Here is a 20229-nt window from a genome sequence, read left to right as displayed (position 1 = left end):
TTTAAATTATTTAATATCGAATTGTTTAATCATCCAATGGTTCTTATGGTTTTCAATTAAATCCTTTTTTAGACTATTATCACTTGATGATAGATAAAAATAAACTTTTAATGGAATTGAATTAGGATATTTCTTGAGTCCTTCAAAAAGGATTCTTTTAGATTCAGACTCATTATCATTTGCGCTTAAAGCTTCAAATTTATAAATATAAATTAAAGCTGGAATTTTTGAATAAATTGCATTAATCTCATTTTCTAAGAGATTGACACAAGCTATTTGATATTCTGAATTTATTCTTTCATTATTATGTAATGCCTGTGTGATATGTTCTTGATACATTAAAAATAATACCAATAAATGATTGTTTGGAATTTTATCCTTTACTATATAAGTTTCGATTTTTTTCGAAGTTTCTTCAGTTAATTCAACATTATCTGATTGAAGAACCTCATTATAAAAACTTTCTAGTAAATCATATGCTCTAAAATCTTTTGAATCGATTTTACTTTCTTTTTTTAATTCAACTATAGTTTTATCTAAGAATTCTTTATGCAAATTTTGTGAAAAAGAAAAGTAGATAGAGAAAAATGCAAATACAAAAAACAATTGTTTCATAGTCAATTAGTAAGTTAAAAAAGCCCCAAGTTTCCAAGGGGCGATATATTAAATTAAAGCGTCTTTGATTCTTTTGATAGCTTCAATAAGAAGTTCTTCGCTTGTTGCGTAGGATAGTCGTAAACAATTTGGACTTCCGAATGCTTCGCCAGTTACGGTTGCTACGTTGGCTTCGGCTAATAAATACATAGCAAAATCTGTAGCGTCTTTAATTTCAGTTCCTCTTACTGTTTTTCCAAAGTAATAAGAAACATCAGGAAACACGTAAAAAGCTCCTTCTGGATTGGTTAATTTGAAACCTGGAATATCTTTCATTAATCCGAAAACTAAATCGCGGCGTTTATGAAAAGCATCTACCATATATTTTATTTGAGAAGGATTTGCTTGTAATGCCGCAATTGTTGCTCGTTGTGCAATTGAATTGGCACCACTTGTTACTTGTCCTTGTATTTTTGTACAGGCTTTTGCTATAAATTCTGGAGCACCGATGTAACCAATTCTCCATCCTGTCATCGCAAATGCTTTTGCCACACCATTTACTGTAATGGTATTGTTTTCCATCCCTTCAATTGAACCAATTGAACAATACTCGTTAGTATAATTAATATGTTCATATATTTCATCTGAAACGACGTAAATATTTGGATATTTTTTTAAAACGGAAACTAAAGCAGTTAATTCTTCTTTGCTATAAACTGAACCTGAAGGATTACAAGGCGAACTGAACCACATCATTTTTGTTTTTGGTGTGATGGCTGCTTCTAATTGCTCGGCTGTAATTTTGAAATTTGTTTCAACTGAAGTTGGTACTTCAACTGGAATTCCTCCAGAAAGTTTGATGATCTCAAAGTAAGATACCCAAAAAGGCGCTGGAAGTATAACTTCATCACCATCGTTAAGCATTACTTGTGCAATATTGTATAAAGATTGTTTTGCACCTGTTGAAACAACTACTTGATTTGGCGTATAGTTTAGATTATTATCTCTTTTAAATTTTGCACAAATGGCTTCTTTCAAATCTAAATAACCATCCACAGGTGAATAGGTTGAATAATTATCATCGATGGCTTGCTTGGCCGCATCTTTGATAAAATCTGGCGTGTTGAAATCTGGTTCGCCTAGGCTTAAACTAATTATGTCTTTTCCTTGTAGTTTTAGTTCTCTTGCTAACGCTGCCATTGCCAACGTTTGAGATACGGAAAGATTATTAATTCTTTCTGATAAAATAGTATTCATATTAAATTGTTAAATATGGTATAAATGAAGAAACGCGATAAATCGCGTCTCAGTTTTCTTAGGCTATATGTGGCTGTTGACCAAGTTCTTTCAAATGTCTGAAATGAGCTATAACCGCACTTCGCATAGTTTGATATTCGAAATAAGGTAACTCGCATTCGGCTGCAGTTTGTTTTACGAATTCTGCAATTTTGCCATAGTGAATATGGCTTATATTTGGAAAAATATGGTGTTCTATTTGATGATTTAGTCCGCCAGTATACCAATTAACAATCCAATTTTTAGGAGCAAAGTTAACTGTAGTTAAAAGTTGGTGTATGGCCCAAGTATTTTCGATTTCACCTTCTTCGTTTGGATGTGGGTTAATGGTGTCTTCTGTAATATGTGCTAATTGAAAAACAATACTTAATATCATTCCAGCTGTATAATGCATTATGAAAAACCCAATTAATATTACCCACCAACTGGCAACACCAAAAACTAAAGGTAATACAATCCAAAAACTAAAATATACTATCTTAGAAATTACTAAACCTGTCCAAAGTGTTTTTGGATTTGGTGTATTACCATAAGATAATTTTCTTTTTAAATAACCCCCCATTTGTTTAAAATCTGTAGTTAAACACCAATTAATGGTAAGTAATCCATATAAAAATATAGAATAATAGTGTTGAAAAGCATGAAATTTATACCAAGTAGCTTCCTTAGTGAAACGGATAACTCTTCCTGCATCTAAATCTTCATCATGACCAGGAATATTAGTGTAAGTGTGGTGTAATACATTGTGCTGTACTTGCCAATTATACACATTACCAGCTAAAATATAGATACTTCCACCCATTATTTTATTTAACCAAGTTTTAGAAGAATATGAACCATGATTTCCATCATGCATTACATTCATTCCGACGCCGGCCATACCAATACCTATGATAATTGATGCCAAAAGATATACTAAAACAGGAATTTCAATGAAAAATATTAGAAAAAACGGGATAAAAAATAAACTGAACATAATGCACGTTTTAATGTGTAACTTCCAGTTCCCTGTTTTATCAATATTATGTTCTTTAAAATAGTCGTTAACTCTTTTATTTAGTGTTCTAAAAAATTGATTTTTATCTGTTCTTGAAAAAGTTAGTGTTTGCATTTTCATCTAAATATTTTAAATTAATTCACAAATGTACTACTATTTATCGAAAAGTTATTATGATAAATATCATATCATATAAAAATTGTATTTTTGTAAAAAATAAACAATAATTTGGAACTGATATTAAAATATTTCCCTGATTTAACCCCAATTCAGATTGAACAATTCACAAAATTATACGATTTGTATATTGATTGGAATTCGAAAATTAATGTAATTTCAAGAAAAGACATAGACGAGCTATATTCTAGACACGTGTTGCATTCTTTAGGCATAGCAAAAGTAATTGATTTTCAGCCTGGTGCATCAATTTTAGATGTAGGAACAGGAGGAGGTTTCCCTGGAATTCCATTGGCTATTTTATTTCCTGAAACACAATTTTATTTGATAGATATTATCGCAAAAAAAATAAAAGTGGTTCAAGAAGTAGCAAAAGGTTTGGGTTTAAAGAACGTTAAAGCAGAACAAAAAAGAGCTGAATTAGTTAAAGAAGAGTTTGATTTTATTGTAAGCCGAGCGGTAACTAATATGCCTGATTTCGTAAAATGGACAAAAGACAAAACTAAGAAAAATTCTGTTCACGAATTAAAAAACGGAATTTTGTATTTAAAAGGTGGTGATTTAACAGAAGAGTTGGCCGCATATAAAACGGTTCAACTGTATAATTTACCAGAATTTTTTGAAGAAGAATTTTTTGAAACTAAGAAAGTGGTGTATTTACCATTAAAGTATAAATCATAATAACTAAAAAAGCCTGTTTGATAAACAGGCTTTTTTTATGTTAGTTTAAAATTTTTTTTATTCTAAAATAATTTTTTCAGAATAATTTAAACCTTCACCGGTTAATTTCAATATATAAATCCCTGATGCAAATCTAGAAAGTTCTACAGCATTTGAACCGTTGAAATTAGTAATATTTTGATTTAATACTTCTCTTCCGTTAACATCAATAATTTTTACCGAAATCTCACCAGAAAAATCTTTAATATTTATATTTAAATTATCTTTAACTGGATTTGGATATGTGGATACATTTTTATTGTTAGTAAACGTTTCATTAGTTAAAACTGCATTAGTAAATGAACCAGAGAAAATTCCTCTTCCATAAGTAGCAGCAAAAACCACATTATCATTTCTTAAGTCTAAATCTGTAACTTTCACATTACGCATTCCGTTATAAGATTGATACCAAGTTGGACTAGCTGCGTTAAAATTATTTGTAAACCAAACTCCTAAATCTGAACCTATAATTACTTCTGTAGTTGGCAATAATGGGTTTTGAAGAATACATCTAACAGGAATGTCAGGGAAATTCCCTTCTTTGTTTACCCATGTTGGAGTTGCAGCTGTGCCGTTAGAAGTATACCAAATACTTGTAACGTTATAGTTACTCATGGTTACAAAAATTTCGTCATTAGAGGTGCCATATTCAATATCTGATATTGTTCCTACAAAAGCCGATGAAGATATATCAGTCCAAGTTGGGGTTGTATTAGCATTGGTGAGTCTTAAAACTTTTCCATTTCTAGTACCAACAAGTAATGTAGTTGAGCTAGTTGTATATTTAGAGACGGCGAAAGCAGAAGGTGAATTTGTTAGCAGTGCATTTGTTAAAATAGTTTTTACTACTGTACCAGTTAACCCAACATTAGTATATCTTCTAATTTGATAGGTTGTACCTGAAGAATAATCGGAATATAATATATCTAGACTTGAATCTAAAACCATTGGGCAAATGAATGCTCCATTAGTTGTTGATTCACTATTTATTACTTTTAGAGTTCCATCTGTAGTTCTTCTATTTATACTGCGATTATAAACATAATTTGAAATAAAATATTTATTTGCTCCTTGATCAAACATTGTAAATGCTCCGTCGCCACCTTGAGCTGTTACACTTGTATTTAGACCCGAAGGAACAGATGAAAAATATTGTGTGCCGTTGTCTTGAGCCCCTGCAGCAAAATAGTCATTAAATAAATTTCCACCAACTGCTCCTACAGGTGCTACACCCACACTATAAAATTGGGTTACATTAAATCCGTTATTTCTTGAAGTTGTTAAGAAACCTCCATCTGGAGAATAGTATACTCCGCCGTCATTACCAAATACTATTTTAGAATTACCTGAAGGGCCATTTCCAAATGCTAAACCATGTTGATCTGCATGAACATCTTGATAACTAAAACCGCCATACCAATGAGAAAGTTGCATATAAGAAGTACCTCCATTTGTTGACTTAAATAAATCTATACCTCCTAGATATAGTACTTCATCATTTACCGGGTCAGCAGCAATCAATAAATCATAAAAAGCTTGTCCTCTAGTGAAATCATTTGAAGGGATTCCAGTATCAGCATCAACTGGTAAAGCTAAATTGGTTGTAGTGGTAAAACTATTAAGCGTTTTTACAATTACTACCGAGTTTGGTATTTCAGCTAAAACATACACCTTGTCAGGATTTATTTTAGAAACTGCAATTTGAGTTCTTTCACCAGATGGGATACTATGTTTTAGTTGAAAGGTGACACCATCTGTAGAAGAAAATATTCTACCGCCACCAAGTCCATATAAAGAATTATTAGTTGATGACAACCATATTTTTCCGCCAGATGTAATTTCTATATCATTTGGAGCTGTTTTGCTTCCATTGCTTGTTAGTGGTAAAGCAACTTCCGTCCAAGTAGTACCATTATTCGAAGACTTGTATAAACCATATTCATAGCCCCCTAAAAGTGCCCCAGCAGTTGGTGTTGAAGCAGCGGCTACATATATTTCTGAAATCCCTGCATTATTTCTAATCGCAACATCATTAATATGTTGAATACCTGGAACAAAATTTGCAGTAAGAATAGAAGAATTTAATGGGTTTAAGGTAACATTTACGGGTCCATTCTCTAGTGCAGTAATTAATGTATTACCATCTTGTTGTGAAATTGCAACTGACGGAATTGTAACCGATCCAAAAGTATCCACACCACCCATAGCAGCGGGAATCCCTGATACATTATTAATCACAATTACGGCTATAGCTCCGGCATTAACAGCATTAGTACATTTTTGAATAAACGGACAAGTTCCTCTTTTTATCAATGCAATTTTACCATTAACAGATGCAGCATTTATAAACGGTCCACAACCTTCATTTGGAAGCGTTGTGCCATCATCTACCAAAACAATATTTGATGTTATAGCTGTTGTAATTGGCACGCCAAAATCAGTTGTTTCAATTGCAGAAAATGAACTTGTAATCGGTGAATTCACGGTAATATTAGAGCCTGATTGATAAAACGTAAGAGCCGAAACACCTCCTAAAACTTTTATCCAATTACTTCCCCCATTTGTTGATTTCCAAAGTCCATCACCTGTTACGTCACCTCCAACATAAGATTCCCCTGTTCCAGCATAAAAAATACTTGGATTGTTTGGATCAACCGCAATACAAGTAACATTTAAATTATCTGGAATATTTACACGAGTCCATTCAGAATTTTCATTAGAAATATTTGTATTTTTCCAAATTCCTCCGCTTACACCTCCAGCAAAAACGGTTTCATTTGTTGAATCATTTGGATCAAAAATTACGGCTCTTGTTCTACCACCAACATTTGTTGGACCTCGTTCAACCCAGCTATTGTCAGTTCCGTCTCCAGGAGTTCTATTTAAAGCTAAATCTTCAATTTGCTGTTTTTGAAGTTTTTGTCTTAATAGTTCAAGTTTCTCAGGAGTAGGACGTCCAATTGCTGGATCCATTGTTGCTTCCCAGTCACTTTCGTAATATTTATTTGGCGGAAGCCCTAAAGCTTGTCTTTCAATTTTTGATTTTTTAAGGGTTTCTTTATATGGGCTTTCAGACAAATAACAAGCATGTAAAGCCATTATATCATCAAATTTAGAAATTGGCTTTACTGAAACTAGTTGTAAATTCTCAACTGAGTTTGTCTTAATTTTCGGTAAAATTGAATAATCTTTTGATTTTTTAAATGCAGTATTTCTTACAGATACTACTTTTTTAACTTTTGAGTTAAGTATTTTTGATTCAGTGCAACTGATAAAATTAAATAAAGAAATTCCAATAACTAATAGTAAGTACTTTTTCATAAACAGTTTGGGTTACATAATAAAGCTCAAAATTAATCTATAAATGAGTAAAACACAAAAAAATTAATATTCTTTTTTATTTTGTTCAATTATATTTTAGTTGCATTGATAATTTTGTAAATTTCGATTGCTTTTCCGTCAGTTAATAATGAAACAAATTGACAAATGTTCAATAATTTATCGTACATCGTTTCTTTATTTGTTTTGTATTTTTCTGGAAGGATATTCATTATTAATTTATCAAAATTTGAACCCGAATTAGTTGATGTGTTTATGTGAGCTTGAATAAAAACATCTAAAAGTGTATGAATTACTCGATAACCAATAATTTCTTTTTCAATTACTTCTTTTGATTGATAGATGTTTTTGACGCTAATTTCAATAATATCAGAAATTTGAGCTTTATACTGACTTTTATCCATTAAAGAAACTGAAAATTCTCCTTTCAATATGGCTGTTTCATTTTCCATAAATACAGAAACTGCATCATTTATTAAGCTTCCAATAGCCAATGCTCGTAAATAACTAATTCGGTCTTCTTTGGTTTTAAGTTCGTTATATTTTTTAGAATCAATAGATTTTTGGACCAATTTTATTAAATATTCTAAGGCAAAATCTTCATTAATTAACCCAAGTTTTATACCATCTTCAAAATCAATAATTGTATAGCAAATATCATCCGCAGCCTCCACTAAAAAGGCTAAAGGATGACGAAAATATCCTACATCAGGATTCGATTTGTTTGAAATCATGCCCAACTCGGAAGCTACTTCTTGAAAGAATTGTTTGTCTTGTTGAAAAAATCCGTACTTTTTATCACAAATATTTGAAGTTGGCTTTTTAGGCAAACTTTCTTTCGGATATTTCATAAATGTTCCTAAAGTGGCGTATGATAATCGTAACGCGCCTTCTACTCCTTCTCTAGTTGATGTTAAAATAGAAAAACCATTTGCATTTCCTTCAAAATCAACAATATCTTGCCACTCTTTTTCCGTTACATCCGACTTGTATTTCTGTCCACTTCCTGAAGAAAAATATTCTCCAATTGCTTTTTCTCCAGAATGTCCAAATGGGGGATTACCAATGTCGTGCGACAAGCAAGCTGCTGCAACAATAGCTCCAAAGTCGTTTAATTGATAGCCGTGTATTTCTTGTAAATGTGGGTATTTTTCTAAAATTTTTTTTCCAACCAATCTTCCAATGGAACGACCAACAACAGAAACTTCCAAACTATGTGTCAAACGCGTATGCACAAAATCTGTTTTAGAAAGCGGAATTACTTGTGTTTTGTCTTGAAGCAAACGAAATTCTGAAGAAAATATAATTCTATCGTAATCTACTTCAAAACCTAAACGGGTATCGTCTTGCTCTTTTCGTAATCTTTTACTCGTGTCGCCTTGTCGTTTTAAAGACAAAAGTTGTTCCCACTTCATCATTGTGTTAAGTTTTAGAAATACGAAGATAGGAATTTAGAAATAAAAAAATCCTTCGTATTGAAGGATTTTAAATTTACTCTTTTAAATTAGATAAGAAAAACAAACTTGATTTTTTTGGATACTTATCATAACTTTTATCGCTTGGATTTTCTATAACGGTTTTCAAATTAACCTCATCGCCAATTTTAAACTTTGAAACCACTAATTTATAATCTAACATATAGGGCCCACAGAAAAAATTTCCGTCGGCGTCTTGTTCAATTAATCCTGTATAAACTCCTTTTTCTTTTGCCATGATTTTATTTTTTTCAAAGGTATAAAAAAACAGGCATTAAAAATAATGCCTGTTTTGAAAAACTATTTCAATTTATTTTCTAATTATGAACCACACATTTCGCAATCTTCTGGACCCGCATTTTTAGCCAATTCAATCATAGCTTTGTACTCTTCCGCAGACATAGTTTCATTTACTGGCTCCACTGCTGCTTCCACCACTTCTAATTGTTCTTTGGCTTGAATATTTTGTATGGGTTCTGCTTTTTTATCGTTATTTAAAGTAAATTTAATCGCATCAACTGCCGCTTTTGTTCTTAAATAATACATTCCCGTTTTTAAACCTGATTGCCAAGCGTAAAAGTGCATAGACGTTAATTTTGCGTAATTTGCATTTTGCATAAATAAGTTTAACGACTGCGATTGATCTACGAAATACCCACGGTGACGCGACATATCAATAATATCTTTCATTGACATTTCCCAAACCGTTTTATATAATTCTTTTAAATCTTGAGGAATATTTAAATTTTGAACCGATCCGTTTTCACGCATTAATTCTTGTTTTAAATCTTCTGTCCACAAGCCTAATTTTACTAAATCTTCCAGTAAATGTTTGTTTACTACTATAAACTCTCCAGATAATACTCTACGTGTGTAAATGTTTGAAGTATACGGTTCAAATGCCTCGTTATTTCCTAAAATTTGAGAAGTAGACGCCGTTGGCATTGGCGCCACTAATAACGAGTTTCGTACTCCAAATTCCATCACTTCTTTTCTTAAACTAGCCCAATCCCAACGACCAGACAAATCCGAATCTTGAATTCCCCAAAGGTTGTATTGGAATTCTCCTTGAGAAATTGGAGAACCTTCAAAACTAGAATACGGCCCTTCTTCTTTTGCCATTTCCATAGAAGCAGTTACTGCTGCAAAATACATAGTTTCAAAGATTTCTTGATTCAATGTTTTTGCTTCATCACTTGTAAAAGGCAATCGCAACATAATGAAAGCATCGGCTAAACCTTGCACACCTAGTCCAATTGGTCTATGACGCTTGTTAGAATTTTCTCCTTCAATTACTGGATAATAATTTCTATCAATTACTTTATTTAAGTTTTTAGTTACACGTTTGGTAACGGTGTAAAATAAATCGTGATTAAATACTCCATTTTCAACAAACATAGGTAATGAAAGTGATGCTAAATTACAAACAGCAATTTCATCTTTAGAAGTAAATTCCATAATTTCGGTACATAAATTCGAAGAACGAATGGTACCTAAATTTTTCTGATTTGATTTTCTGTTTGCCGCATCTTTGTACAACATGTATGGTGTTCCAGTTTCAATTTGCGATTCTAGAATTTTTTCCCATAACTCATGTGTTTTAATGGTTTTTCTACCTTTTCCTGCTGCTTCATACGACGTGTAAAGTGCTTCAAATTCTTCACCATGAACATCATATAAACCTGGACATTCATTCGGACACATTAACGTCCAAAGCCCATCTTCTTGTACACGTTTCATGAATAAATCTGATGTCCACATAGCAAAAAACAAATCACGAGCACGCATTTCTTCTTTACCTGTATTCTTTTTCAAGTCTAAGAAATCGAAAATATCGGCATGCCAAGTTTCAATGTAAATGGCAAAACTTCCTTTTCGTTTTCCACCACCTTGATCTACGTAACGCGCAGTATCATTAAACACACGTAACATAGGGACAATTCCGTTAGATGTTCCGTTTGTACCACGAATGTATGAACCTGTGGCGCGAACATTGTGAATTGACAATCCAATTCCACCGGCTGATTGTGAAATTTTTGCAGTTTGTTTTAAGGTGTCGTAAATTCCATCAATACTGTCGTCTTGCATTGCTAAAAGGAAACAAGATGACATTTGCGGTTTTGGGGTACCTGCATTAAATAATGTTGGTGTAGCGTGTGTGAAGAATTTTTTCGACATTAAGTCGTATGTTTCCAACACTGCTGGTAAATCATTTAAGTGAATTCCTACAGAAACACGCATTAGCATGTGTTGCGGACGTTCTACAATTTTACCGTTTATTCTTAACAAATACGAACGCTCCAAAGTTTTAAAGCCGAAATAATCGTAATTAAAATCTCTATTATATATGATATGAGAATTTAAAAATTCTGCATTTTCTTGAATTACTTTATGCACTTCTTCAGATAAAAGCGGTGCTTCTTGATTGGTTCTTGGATTTACATAATGGTACATTTCACTCATCGTTTCCGAGAAGGATTTGTTGGTATTTTTATGTAAATTTGAAATGGCGATACGAGCTGCCAATTGTGCGTAATCTGGGTGAGCAATGGTCATTGAAGCGGCCGTTTCAGCTGCTAAGTTATCTAATTCTGAAGTAGTTACCCCATCGTACAAACCTTCAATAACTCGCATAGCTACTTTTACAGCATCTACTAAATCGTTTAAACCATAGCACAGTTTTTTAATTCTGTCTGTGATTTTGTCAAAACTTACTGGCTCTTTATGGCCATCTCTTTTAATTACGTACATAGTTTTTGTTTTTTTGAAACAGCAAATCCCTTTACTGATTCGGGTTATTTGTATTACTTATTTTTTGGCCAGTAAGTAGGGCTTGCCGCTTTTTAAGAACAAAAGCGACTTACATTTAGGAAAAGTTAATGCAAGAATTTGGGAATTCTGTATTGTAAGTTTAAAACTTAAAAAGCAGCATCAAAAGTAATTTTTTGTGCTTCGGTGTCTGTATTCATAACACCTGCTTTTTGATATTCGGCAACTTTTTTCTCAAAGAAATTTGTTTTTCCTTGTAAAGAAATCATATCCATAAAATCAAACGGATTTGAAGTATTGTATTCTCTATCGCATCCTAATTCTACTAATAATCTATCGGCTACAAATTCTAAGTATTGCGTCATTAAACCGGCATTCATTCCAATTAATGAAACAGGTAAAGATTCTGTAATAAATTCTCTTTCGATAGTTAACGCATCAACAATAATGGTTCGAATACGATCTTTTGAAACTTTATTAACTAAATGATGATTGTGTAAGTGTACAGCAAAATCGCAATGTACGCCTTCGTCACGAGAAATTAACTCGTTAGAAAAGGTTAAGCCTGGCATTAATCCACGTTTTTTCAACCAGTAAATAGAACAAAATGCTCCTGAGAAGAAAATTCCTTCTACAGCTGCAAAAGCAATTAAACGTTCGGCAAAAGAATCCGATTCAATCCATTTTAATGCCCAATCTGCTTTTTTCTTGATAGCAGGAAACACATCTAAAGCGTTAAATAAATCGTTTTTTTCTGCTTCATCCTTTACATAAGTATCAATTAAAAGCGAATAAGTTTCTGAATGGATATTTTCCATCATAATTTGGAACCCATAGAAAAATTTAGCTTCCGCATATTGTACTTCATTTACGAAATTTTCAGCTAAGTTTTCATTTACAATTCCATCAGAAGCTGCAAAAAAGGCTAAAATGTGTTTGATGAAATATTTTTCATCGGGAGATAGCTTGTTATTCCAATCATTTAAATCTTGAGACAGATCAATTTCTTCAGCTGTCCAAAAACTAGCTTCCATTTTTTTATACCATTCCCAAATGTCGTGGTGTTTGATAGGAAAAATTACAAATCTGTTTTTATTTTCTTGTAAAATTGGTTCAACGATTGACATAAGTAATTGATTTTTATATTTTAAGTGAAATAGATTCTCTTAATTATTAACTTTACAAATTTCAATAATTCCATTGAATAATAAAAGCCAAACTTATTCACAATTTGAAGAAGTTTTTAACAATCGTGCCTAATTGTAAAATTAAAAATAATTTTTATAAATTATTGATTATCAATGTATTAAACAACGTTAAACAAAATAAAAAATTCGGGTTAATCAGCTGAAAACACAACTACTAACACGATTTTTAAGATGTTTTTTTGGGACTTATTTTTTTAAATCTTTGGCTACTTTTTCTAATTCTTCATACCATTCTATTCCAAATTTTCTAACCAAAGCTTCTTTTACAAATTTATAAACAGGTACTTGTAATTCCGCTCCTAAAGCGCAAGCGTCTGAACAAATATGCCATTTGTGATAATTTACCGCTGAAAAATCCGAATATTCTTTTACTCGGATAGGATATAAATGACACGAAACTGGTTTTTTCCAACTTACTTCTCCTTGATTATAGGCTTGTTCAATCCCGCAAAGTGCCGTTTTTTTGTCAAAAATTACATACGCGCAATCTTTCCCATCAATTAGTGTAGTTTCTAATTCGCCATCCGTTCCAATAACGTGCGTTCCTTGTGCTTCAATTGCGGCAATACCTTCTTTTCGTAAAAATGGTTTTACTTTTGGATAAATATCAGCTAAGATTTGAGTCTCTTCTTGGGTTAAAGGGGCACCAGCATCGCCATCTACACAGCAAGCACCTTTACAAGCCGCTAAATTACATACAAAGTCTTTTTCTAAAATTTCTTCGGAAACTATGGTTTTTTGAAGTTGAAACATACATTTTTTGTTTAAAGTGCAAATGTAGTGATTATAAATCTCAATTTTTAATTAACCATCGTGCCAATTGAACTTAATCCGTATCTTTGTAAAAAAGATTTATGATTGACTGGAAAGAAGTTTTTACCATATCGATAATATTATTTGCAGTAATTGATATTTTAGGGAGTATTCCTATTATTGTAGATTTACGAAGTAAAATTGGACATATACAATCGGAAAAGGCAACTATAGTTTCGGCTATTATTATGATTGCTTTTTTATTTGTAGGAGAAGAAATATTAAAATTAATTGGTATTGACGCCAATTCGTTTGCTGTTGCAGGTTCGTTTGTGTTATTTTTCTTAGCTTTAGAAATGATTTTAGGGGTACGATTATATAAAGAAGACAACCCAACAACCGCTTCTATTGTGCCAATTGCCTTTCCTTTAATTGCTGGCGCTGGAACTATGACAACTTTATTATCTTTACGTGCTACCTATGATAAAATTAATATAATTATTGCCATTATAATAAACGTTATTTTGGTATACGCTGTTTTAAAATCGTCTGGAAAAATTGAAAAATTATTAGGCGTTAACGGATTGGGTATTATTAGAAAAGTTTTTGGCATAATTTTGTTAGCCATTTCAATCAAGTTATTTGCCGCAAACGTCAAAGGATTGTTTGTATAATTTAGAATAAATTGTTGCCATAGAGAGCCTCAGGCAATTTAAAAAAAATGAAAATGAAAATATTTAGTTACATTATTATCGCATTATCTGTAATCACAATTATTTTTAATGCTACAAAAATTGATTTTGAAAAACCATTTGAAGGTGAAAGCACGATTGCTATAATTGGAATTATTGCTTCGTTTTGCGCTATCCTTATAGTAACACTTTTTAGAGTTGCGAAAAAAGTAGTAGAACAAACAAAATAATATGTTTGATATTTTAATAATAGGCGGCGGTGTTTCTGGAATTTCTGCTGCTTTAATTTTTGGTTCAGCTAAAGAGAAATCTTTTATAGCTGATAAACAAATTGGCATTGTTGCACATCAAAAAAGTTCTTCTTTACAAAACGCTATATTTAATAATGCATACGGAATTGCACCTGGAACTTTAGGGCGTAATTTATTAAATAGTAGTTTGGAACATTTACAAAATTTATATCCACAAATTTTACAAATTGAAGGCGAAAAAGTTGTAAGAATTTCTGGTGAATTTAATAACTTCACAATTACTACAAATAAAAACACCTATCATTCAAAACTAATTATGATTGGTATTGGCGCTGGAAATCCGTTTACGATTGAAGGTTTGGAAAACTACATTATTCCACACAAAAAATCGGCTCCAGAGAAAAACAGAATTCAGTTAGAAAATAACGATCATTTGGTAACTGAAGGTATTTATGCTATCGGAACTTTAGCTGGACATAGAAGTCAACTTGTAATTGCTGCTGGAAGTGGCGCAAGTGCTGCAACCGATGTGTTGACTTTATGGAATGATGGAAAACCTGTTCAGATTCACGATGCTGTGAAAGAATAGGTTGTTATTTTTGATATAGTTTTTTAAATTCTTCAGATTTTTCAATTAAAAATTGAAGCAAGGTAATTCTATTCATATTTTCAACTGCTTCTTTTGATTTGGAATCAAAACTACAATAATTTAGAAATTCTTCAATTTCTTCTTGTTTTAATTTCAAACTCTTCATTAAGAACTCATTATTGTAACTTTGAGCAGTAAACGTTCTGAATTGAACAGGCTCTTTTTCTTTTATCCTTATTTTATCTATATTTTTAAACAATCCAATAATCATTTTACCAATTGCTATAAAATCCATCCCATTTGGAATAGAACCATCATTAAAACTCACGCTTGGTTTATTATAGGGAATTACTGGCATTCCTGTTTTCAATCCTTTTAAAAAAGGTTGTTTTTTTTCAACCAAAACTTCTTCAATCTTAATTGATTTTTCGGATAATTTAATTTCTAAACTTTTAGAGTAATCAAACAACGAATCCACATATATTTTTACGACATCGTAATTTTTATGATAAAATGTAATCCAATTTCCTGTTGCAGCTTTGATTTCGAAAGCACCTTCTTGATTTGTATTTATAACTTCTTTGCTATTTATATTAATTACCTCAACTTTATTTATTGGCAAATTATTAGCGATTACTTTTCCTGTAATATTTTGGGAAATACAATTTTGAAACCAAACAAAGCAAAAAAGAAACAGCGTAATTTTAATTTTCACACCATAATTTTAGAAAATCAAAAAAAGACTATTTAAAATATCCATCTGTTAAGCAAAATACAAAGTGTGTAAAGGTTTTCTTAAATTATCTCTGTTTTTCTAACACTTTATTTATCATTTTATCTTTTGGAAGTACAATTTGATAATACGAAGTGTCGTTAAATAATTGTTTTGAAAATTCAGCATATAAATACGTTAGCACCTGTTCCTTTTGATTGGATATAGTAAAAAGCAAGCCATTTGAAGTGATATATTCTTTAAATTGAGTAAAATATTTGTCTTTATTGAACAATTCGTTTTTTAATTGTGTCGCATTCATTTTACTGAAAAATGCTCGATTTTCATCTAATTTTTCAAAGGCATAATAGCTCATTATTTCCGATTGCAGAAGTAATTCTAAACCTTCTTTATTGTGATTTTTTTCAATCGGTACAAATACATCAGGGATAATTCCGCCGCCGCCGTAAACAATTCTGCCTTTTTTGGTTTTAAATTTTAAACTATCGGCTACTTTAATGCTATCTGCTTCGTATAATTCGCCACTTAAAAAACGTTTTTCAAATTCGTTAAAATACTTTTCGCCTTTGTCTTCATAAGGTTTTTGAATACTTCTTCCAGATGGTGTATAATATCTTGCAATGGTTAATCGTACTGCAGAACCATCATTCATTTTCATTTCGCGTTGCACCAATCCTTTTCCGAAAGAGCGACGCCCAATTATAGTTCCTCTGTCGTTATCCTGAATGGCACCAGCAAAAATCTCACTTGCCGAAGCACTATTTTCATCAATTAATACATACAAACGCCCTGTTTCAAAAACACCTTTTGAAGTAGCGTAAGACACATCTACATTTCCTTTTTTATTTTTTGTTTTAACGATTACTTGCTTGTCTTTTAAGAATTCATCGGCCATTGCAACCGCCATTTCTAAGTAACCGCCACCATTTTCTCTTAAATCAATAATTACTTCTTTACTTCCTTGCTTTTTTAAAGAAACTAAGGCGTTATGAAATTCATTATAAGTTGTTTCGGCAAATCGATTTACTTTAATATAACCTGTTTTATCGTTAATTTTTGTGGCAACATCTATACTTTTAACTGGAATTAAATTTCTAACAACAGTTACTTTAAATTTTTTGTTTTCAGATTTTCTATACACTACCAAATTAACAGGCGTATCAATTTCACCTTTTAAAATTGGAAATAAATTTTCTGATTGGTATTTTTTTTTGAAAAGTTGCTTGTTATTGGCGAATAAAATTCTATCTCCTGATTGTATTCCTGCTTTTGCAGAAGGGCCGTTTGGAATGGGTTTAATAACCGTTAACGTATCATTGTACATATAAAAATTTACGCCAATGCCTACAAAATTTCCTTCCATACTTTCATTAACCGATGCCAATTGTTCTTTTGGAATGTAAATAGAATGTGGATCGAGATTTTCTAAAATTCCGGAAACGGTTAAATCTACAATGGAATCGGTATTAATTTTATCTACATATTCCGTATCAATAAAATCAATTAGCTGATTTAATTTTAATTTTCCTTTTGTTTTAGCACCAATATTTACTTGATTTAACGCGTCTAATTTACTGCCTAAAAGCAATCCGCCAGCAAATGATAAGGCAATGAATATAGGAATAAAAATATAGTATTTACTTTGTTTTTTGCTCATCAACTACATGTAAATGTTCGGCTTCAACACCTGCTTTTTTTAAAAAATCTACACCAGAAGTGTCTTTATATTCATTTAAATACACCACGCGTTTTATACCGGATTGATGAATTAATTTGCTACATTCTTTACAAGGCGAAAGCGTAATATACAAAGTTGCACCTTCACAAGATTGTGTAGATCGCGCCACTTTTAATATAGCATTTGCCTCTGCGTGAAGCACATACCATTTTGTTAGATTTTCTTCATCTTCACAACAATTTTCAAAGCCACTTGGTGTACCATTATAGCCGTCAGAAATTATCATTTTATCTTTAACAATAATAGCACCAACTTGTTTGCGTTTACAATAAGATAATTTTCCCCATTCGGTTGCGATGCGTAAATAGGCTAAATCGTATTTTAATTTTTTTTCTTTCATAATAAATTTACCGCAAAGAAACGCAAAGGTCCTCGCTAAGGTTCGCAAAGTTTTTATTTTTTAATACTTTTAGAACATATTATATGGAATTAATACTAATTTTGTGTTACTCTGCGAACTCTTTGTGTAGCTCTGTGAAAATAACTTCTATTTAAAAATTTCGCTTTGTAATATCATTGGCAAAACTACACCAATTATACATCCTGACAATACCAAAGCCCAATCTCTTTTTGAAAAACGGAAAAAAGTTTGAAGAATATAGGCAATAAGCAATACGGCAAGAACCACTATTAGTTGAGCGGCTTCTATTCCCAAAGCAAATTCTAATAAAGGAACTAACTTATTCATTCCTGAACCTACCATTATGGTATTAAAATAATTTGAAAATCCAAGTCCGTGAATTAATCCGAAACACACAGTTACAAAAGCTACAAACGTAATCGTATCTTTTTTTGCCGATTTGCCAGCAGTAAATAAATGATACAAAGCAGTGATTAAAATAGTAATTGGAATAAGGAATTCTACAACAGTTACCGAAATAGAAACCACCCCAAAAACAGATAAAATTAAGGCTAATGTATGTCCTAAAGTAAACAAACTAACCAATAAAAACACGCGTTTCCAATCTTTAAAGGTATACGGAATTAGTAACGCAATTAGAAAAACGATATGGTCATAAGCCGTGATATCTAACACATGCTTTAATCCCATATTGAAGTAGATTAAAAATTCTTGCATACCATTTCATTTAAAAGGTTTTTCAAACTTACAGAATTTTTAGGAAATAAAAAAGCGACATTTCTGCCGCTTGGTGTTTTTATTTTGCTTGTTCCATAAATTCCTCGGCTTTTTCCACCATATTTTTTACGCCGCAGAAAAACGGAACGCGTTGATGTAATTCGGTTGGGATAATTTCCATAGTTCTTCCAAACCCATCAGAAGATTTTCCTCCTGCTTGTTCGGCAATAAATGCCATTGGATTGCATTCGTATAACAAACGTAATTTTCCTTTAGGGGATTTAGAACTGGTTGGATAAATATAAATGCCTCCTTTAATCATATTTCTATGAAAATCAGATACTAAACTTCCTATATATCTTGAGGTATATGGTCGGTCGTTTTCTTCTAATTGGCAATATTTTATGTAATTTTTCACCCCTTGAGGAAAATGCACATAATTTCCTTCGTTTATAGAATAAATACTGCCATTTTCAGGAAATTTCATATTGGGATGCGACAAATAAAATGTTCCGATAGCTGGGTTTAAGGTAAATCCGTTAACGCCACAACCGGTTGTATACACCAACATAGTTGACGTACCATAAATAACATATCCTGCCGCTACTTGATTGATTCCTGGTTGTAAAAAATCTTCTAAAGTTACTGGCGTTCCAACTGGCGTTATTCTTCTGTAAACTGAAAAAATTGTTCCAACAGATACGTTCACATCAATATTTGAAGAGCCGTCAAGCGGATCCATTAATACTATATACTTGTTATTATGACTTTTATCTGAACCTGCAACCGTAATAAAATCGTCATTCTCTTCGGAAGCTATACCGCAAACAATTTCTCGGTTTATTAATGTTTGAATAAAAACTTCATTGGCATAAACATCCAGTTTTTGTTGGTCTTCACCTTGAATGTTTTGATCTCCAGCGGCACCTACAATATCTACCAAACCTGCTTTGTTTACTTTGTAGTTAACTACTTTTGCTGCTAAACGGATGGAGTTGATAATTCGGGATAATTCGCCAGACGAATATTGAAATGCATTTTGATTTTCGATGATGTATTCACCTAAGGTTTTGTTGCTTTGTTCCATTACGAAATCGATTGAGTAGAATTGTTGTGCAAATATCGTTATTTTTGTGATAATGCGAAATTAATTTAGAAAGTTGTTTGTGTATATGTATTTTTGCAAAAGAATGTATTGAAAAACAGATGTAAAATAGCCCTGATTGTAACGACATCCTTTTTATTTTATGTTGACTGAGGTTCTCGAAGGCAACATAAAATAAAAAGATATAGTGGAAAGCAGGAAATAGCTTCAAAAAAAATGATTATAAGAAAAGGAATACCAGAAGATATGCCAGAAGTTTTGGCTTTAATTACAGAATTAGCTATTTTTGAAAAAGAACCGAATGCTGTGGTTGTAACTATAGAAGATTTAGTGCGAGATGGCTTTTCTGAGAATCCTTTATTTTATACTTTTGTAGCAGAAGTGCAAAATGAAATTATTGGTGTAGCTTTGTATTACTATCGATTTTCAACTTGGAAGGGAAAAACCATTCATTTAGAAGATTTAATTGTTAAAGAAAAAAACAGAGGAACTGGCGCAGGTTATGCGTTGTATACCGAAATTATAAAACAAGGCAAAAAAGATAACGTAAGACGAATAGAATGGAACGTGTTAGATTGGAACACACCTGCTATTGAATTTTACAAAAAAAGCGGGGCATCTGTTTTAGGTGATTGGCGCGTGGTTCATATGGATGAAATAGGAATAGACACATTTATAAATAATATAGAAAAAACAACTCATTAAAATTCAATAA

At 31.8% G+C, this 20229-nt stretch carries 19 protein-coding genes; 5 read left to right on the top strand and 14 right to left on the bottom strand.

Going from position 1 to position 20229, the window contains the following annotated elements:
• Positions 1 to 6 precede the first annotated feature (6 nt).
• The 3 genes from ABWP78_RS02015 to ABWP78_RS02005 are packed head-to-tail and all read right to left on the bottom strand — an operon-like array spanning position 7 to position 3007.
• The gene (locus ABWP78_RS02015; protein WP_353168446.1) at positions 7 to 615 is read right to left on the bottom strand and encodes a hypothetical protein; all 609 of its coding nucleotides are present in this window, start codon (positions 613 to 615) and stop codon (positions 7 to 9) included.
• Between the two features lie 48 nt (positions 616 to 663).
• On the bottom strand, positions 664 to 1851 hold the full coding sequence (locus ABWP78_RS02010; protein WP_353168444.1) for a pyridoxal phosphate-dependent aminotransferase: 1188 nt from the start codon (positions 1849 to 1851) through the stop codon (positions 664 to 666).
• A gap of 58 nt (positions 1852 to 1909) precedes the next feature.
• Positions 1910 to 3007, bottom strand: a complete 1098-nt coding sequence (locus ABWP78_RS02005; protein WP_353168443.1) for a fatty acid desaturase family protein — start codon at positions 3005 to 3007, stop codon at positions 1910 to 1912.
• Between the two features lie 108 nt (positions 3008 to 3115).
• On the opposite strand from ABWP78_RS02005, the gene rsmG reads away from it, so the two are divergent.
• On the top strand, positions 3116 to 3745 hold the full coding sequence (gene rsmG / locus ABWP78_RS02000; RefSeq protein WP_353168441.1) for a 16S rRNA (guanine(527)-N(7))-methyltransferase RsmG: 630 nt from the start codon (positions 3116 to 3118) through the stop codon (positions 3743 to 3745).
• Positions 3746 to 3802: 57 nt separating this feature from the next.
• On the opposite strand, the gene ABWP78_RS01995 is transcribed toward rsmG, so the two are convergent.
• The 6 genes from ABWP78_RS01995 to ABWP78_RS01970 all read right to left on the bottom strand — a co-directional run bounded on the left by ABWP78_RS01995 (position 3803) and on the right by ABWP78_RS01970 (position 13328).
• Entirely contained in the window at positions 3803 to 7105 is a 3303-nt protein-coding gene (locus ABWP78_RS01995) for a PA domain-containing protein (RefSeq protein WP_353168439.1), read from the bottom strand.
• Between the two features lie 89 nt (positions 7106 to 7194).
• A complete protein-coding gene (locus ABWP78_RS01990; protein ID WP_353168554.1) occupies positions 7195 to 8538 on the bottom strand; it encodes a deoxyguanosinetriphosphate triphosphohydrolase in 1344 nt (447 codons plus the stop codon).
• A 76-nt stretch (positions 8539 to 8614) separates the two neighbouring features.
• A complete protein-coding gene (locus ABWP78_RS01985) occupies positions 8615 to 8836 on the bottom strand; it encodes a hypothetical protein (protein WP_291241755.1) in 222 nt (73 codons plus the stop codon).
• A gap of 83 nt (positions 8837 to 8919) precedes the next feature.
• Entirely contained in the window at positions 8920 to 11349 is a 2430-nt protein-coding gene (locus ABWP78_RS01980; protein ID WP_353168437.1) for a ribonucleoside-diphosphate reductase subunit alpha, read from the bottom strand.
• A gap of 167 nt (positions 11350 to 11516) precedes the next feature.
• Positions 11517 to 12494: a ribonucleotide-diphosphate reductase subunit beta gene (locus tag ABWP78_RS01975; RefSeq protein ID WP_353168435.1), complete on the bottom strand. Its 978-nt coding sequence runs from the start codon at positions 12492 to 12494 to the stop codon at positions 11517 to 11519.
• A gap of 267 nt (positions 12495 to 12761) precedes the next feature.
• Entirely contained in the window at positions 12762 to 13328 is a 567-nt protein-coding gene (locus ABWP78_RS01970) for a DUF3109 family protein (protein WP_353168433.1), read from the bottom strand.
• A 101-nt stretch (positions 13329 to 13429) separates the two neighbouring features.
• Here ABWP78_RS01970 and ABWP78_RS01965 point away from each other — a divergent pair, with 101 nt between their 5' ends.
• The 3 genes from ABWP78_RS01965 to ABWP78_RS01955 are packed head-to-tail and all read left to right on the top strand — an operon-like array spanning position 13430 to position 14860.
• Positions 13430 to 14002: a MarC family protein gene (locus tag ABWP78_RS01965; protein ID WP_353168432.1), complete on the top strand. Its 573-nt coding sequence runs from the start codon at positions 13430 to 13432 to the stop codon at positions 14000 to 14002.
• A gap of 53 nt (positions 14003 to 14055) precedes the next feature.
• Positions 14056 to 14250, top strand: coding sequence for a hypothetical protein (locus tag ABWP78_RS01960; RefSeq protein WP_291241761.1), 195 nt, complete (start codon positions 14056 to 14058; stop codon positions 14248 to 14250).
• 1 nt (position 14251) lies between these two features.
• Positions 14252 to 14860 carry an NAD(P)/FAD-dependent oxidoreductase gene (locus ABWP78_RS01955; RefSeq protein WP_353168431.1) on the top strand — a complete coding sequence of 203 codons (609 nt, stop codon included), beginning with the start codon at positions 14252 to 14254 and terminating at the stop codon, positions 14858 to 14860.
• A 4-nt stretch (positions 14861 to 14864) separates the two neighbouring features.
• Here ABWP78_RS01955 and ABWP78_RS01950 read toward each other — a convergent pair whose 3' ends face one another.
• From ABWP78_RS01950 to fbp, 5 genes are all read right to left on the bottom strand, one after another.
• A complete protein-coding gene (locus tag ABWP78_RS01950) occupies positions 14865 to 15575 on the bottom strand; it encodes a BamP family beta-assembly machinery protein (RefSeq protein ID WP_353168430.1) in 711 nt (236 codons plus the stop codon).
• Positions 15576 to 15660: 85 nt separating this feature from the next.
• A complete protein-coding gene (locus ABWP78_RS01945) occupies positions 15661 to 17250 on the bottom strand; it encodes a S41 family peptidase (RefSeq protein WP_353168427.1) in 1590 nt (529 codons plus the stop codon).
• Positions 17231 to 17671 carry a deoxycytidylate deaminase gene (locus ABWP78_RS01940; RefSeq protein ID WP_353168426.1) on the bottom strand — a complete coding sequence of 147 codons (441 nt, stop codon included), beginning with the start codon at positions 17669 to 17671 and terminating at the stop codon, positions 17231 to 17233. The genes ABWP78_RS01945 and ABWP78_RS01940 overlap by 20 nt, the downstream gene beginning before the upstream one ends.
• A 147-nt stretch (positions 17672 to 17818) precedes the next feature.
• Positions 17819 to 18409, bottom strand: a complete 591-nt coding sequence (locus ABWP78_RS01935; protein WP_353168424.1) for a HupE/UreJ family protein — start codon at positions 18407 to 18409, stop codon at positions 17819 to 17821.
• 79 nt (positions 18410 to 18488) lie between these two features.
• On the bottom strand, positions 18489 to 19496 hold the full coding sequence (gene fbp / locus ABWP78_RS01930; protein ID WP_353168422.1) for a class 1 fructose-bisphosphatase: 1008 nt from the start codon (positions 19494 to 19496) through the stop codon (positions 18489 to 18491).
• 234 nt (positions 19497 to 19730) lie between these two features.
• Between fbp and ABWP78_RS01925 the strand changes: the two genes are divergently transcribed.
• Positions 19731 to 20219 (top strand): GNAT family N-acetyltransferase, encoded by a 489-nt coding sequence (locus ABWP78_RS01925; protein WP_353168419.1) that lies wholly within the window; start codon positions 19731 to 19733, stop codon positions 20217 to 20219.
• The last annotated feature ends 10 nt before the right edge of the window (positions 20220 to 20229 follow it).

This window comes from Flavobacterium sp., from assembly GCF_040402955.1.
GTDB lineage: Bacteria > Bacteroidota > Bacteroidia > Flavobacteriales > Flavobacteriaceae > Flavobacterium.
This window is presented reverse-complemented; position numbering and strand designations above follow the sequence as displayed.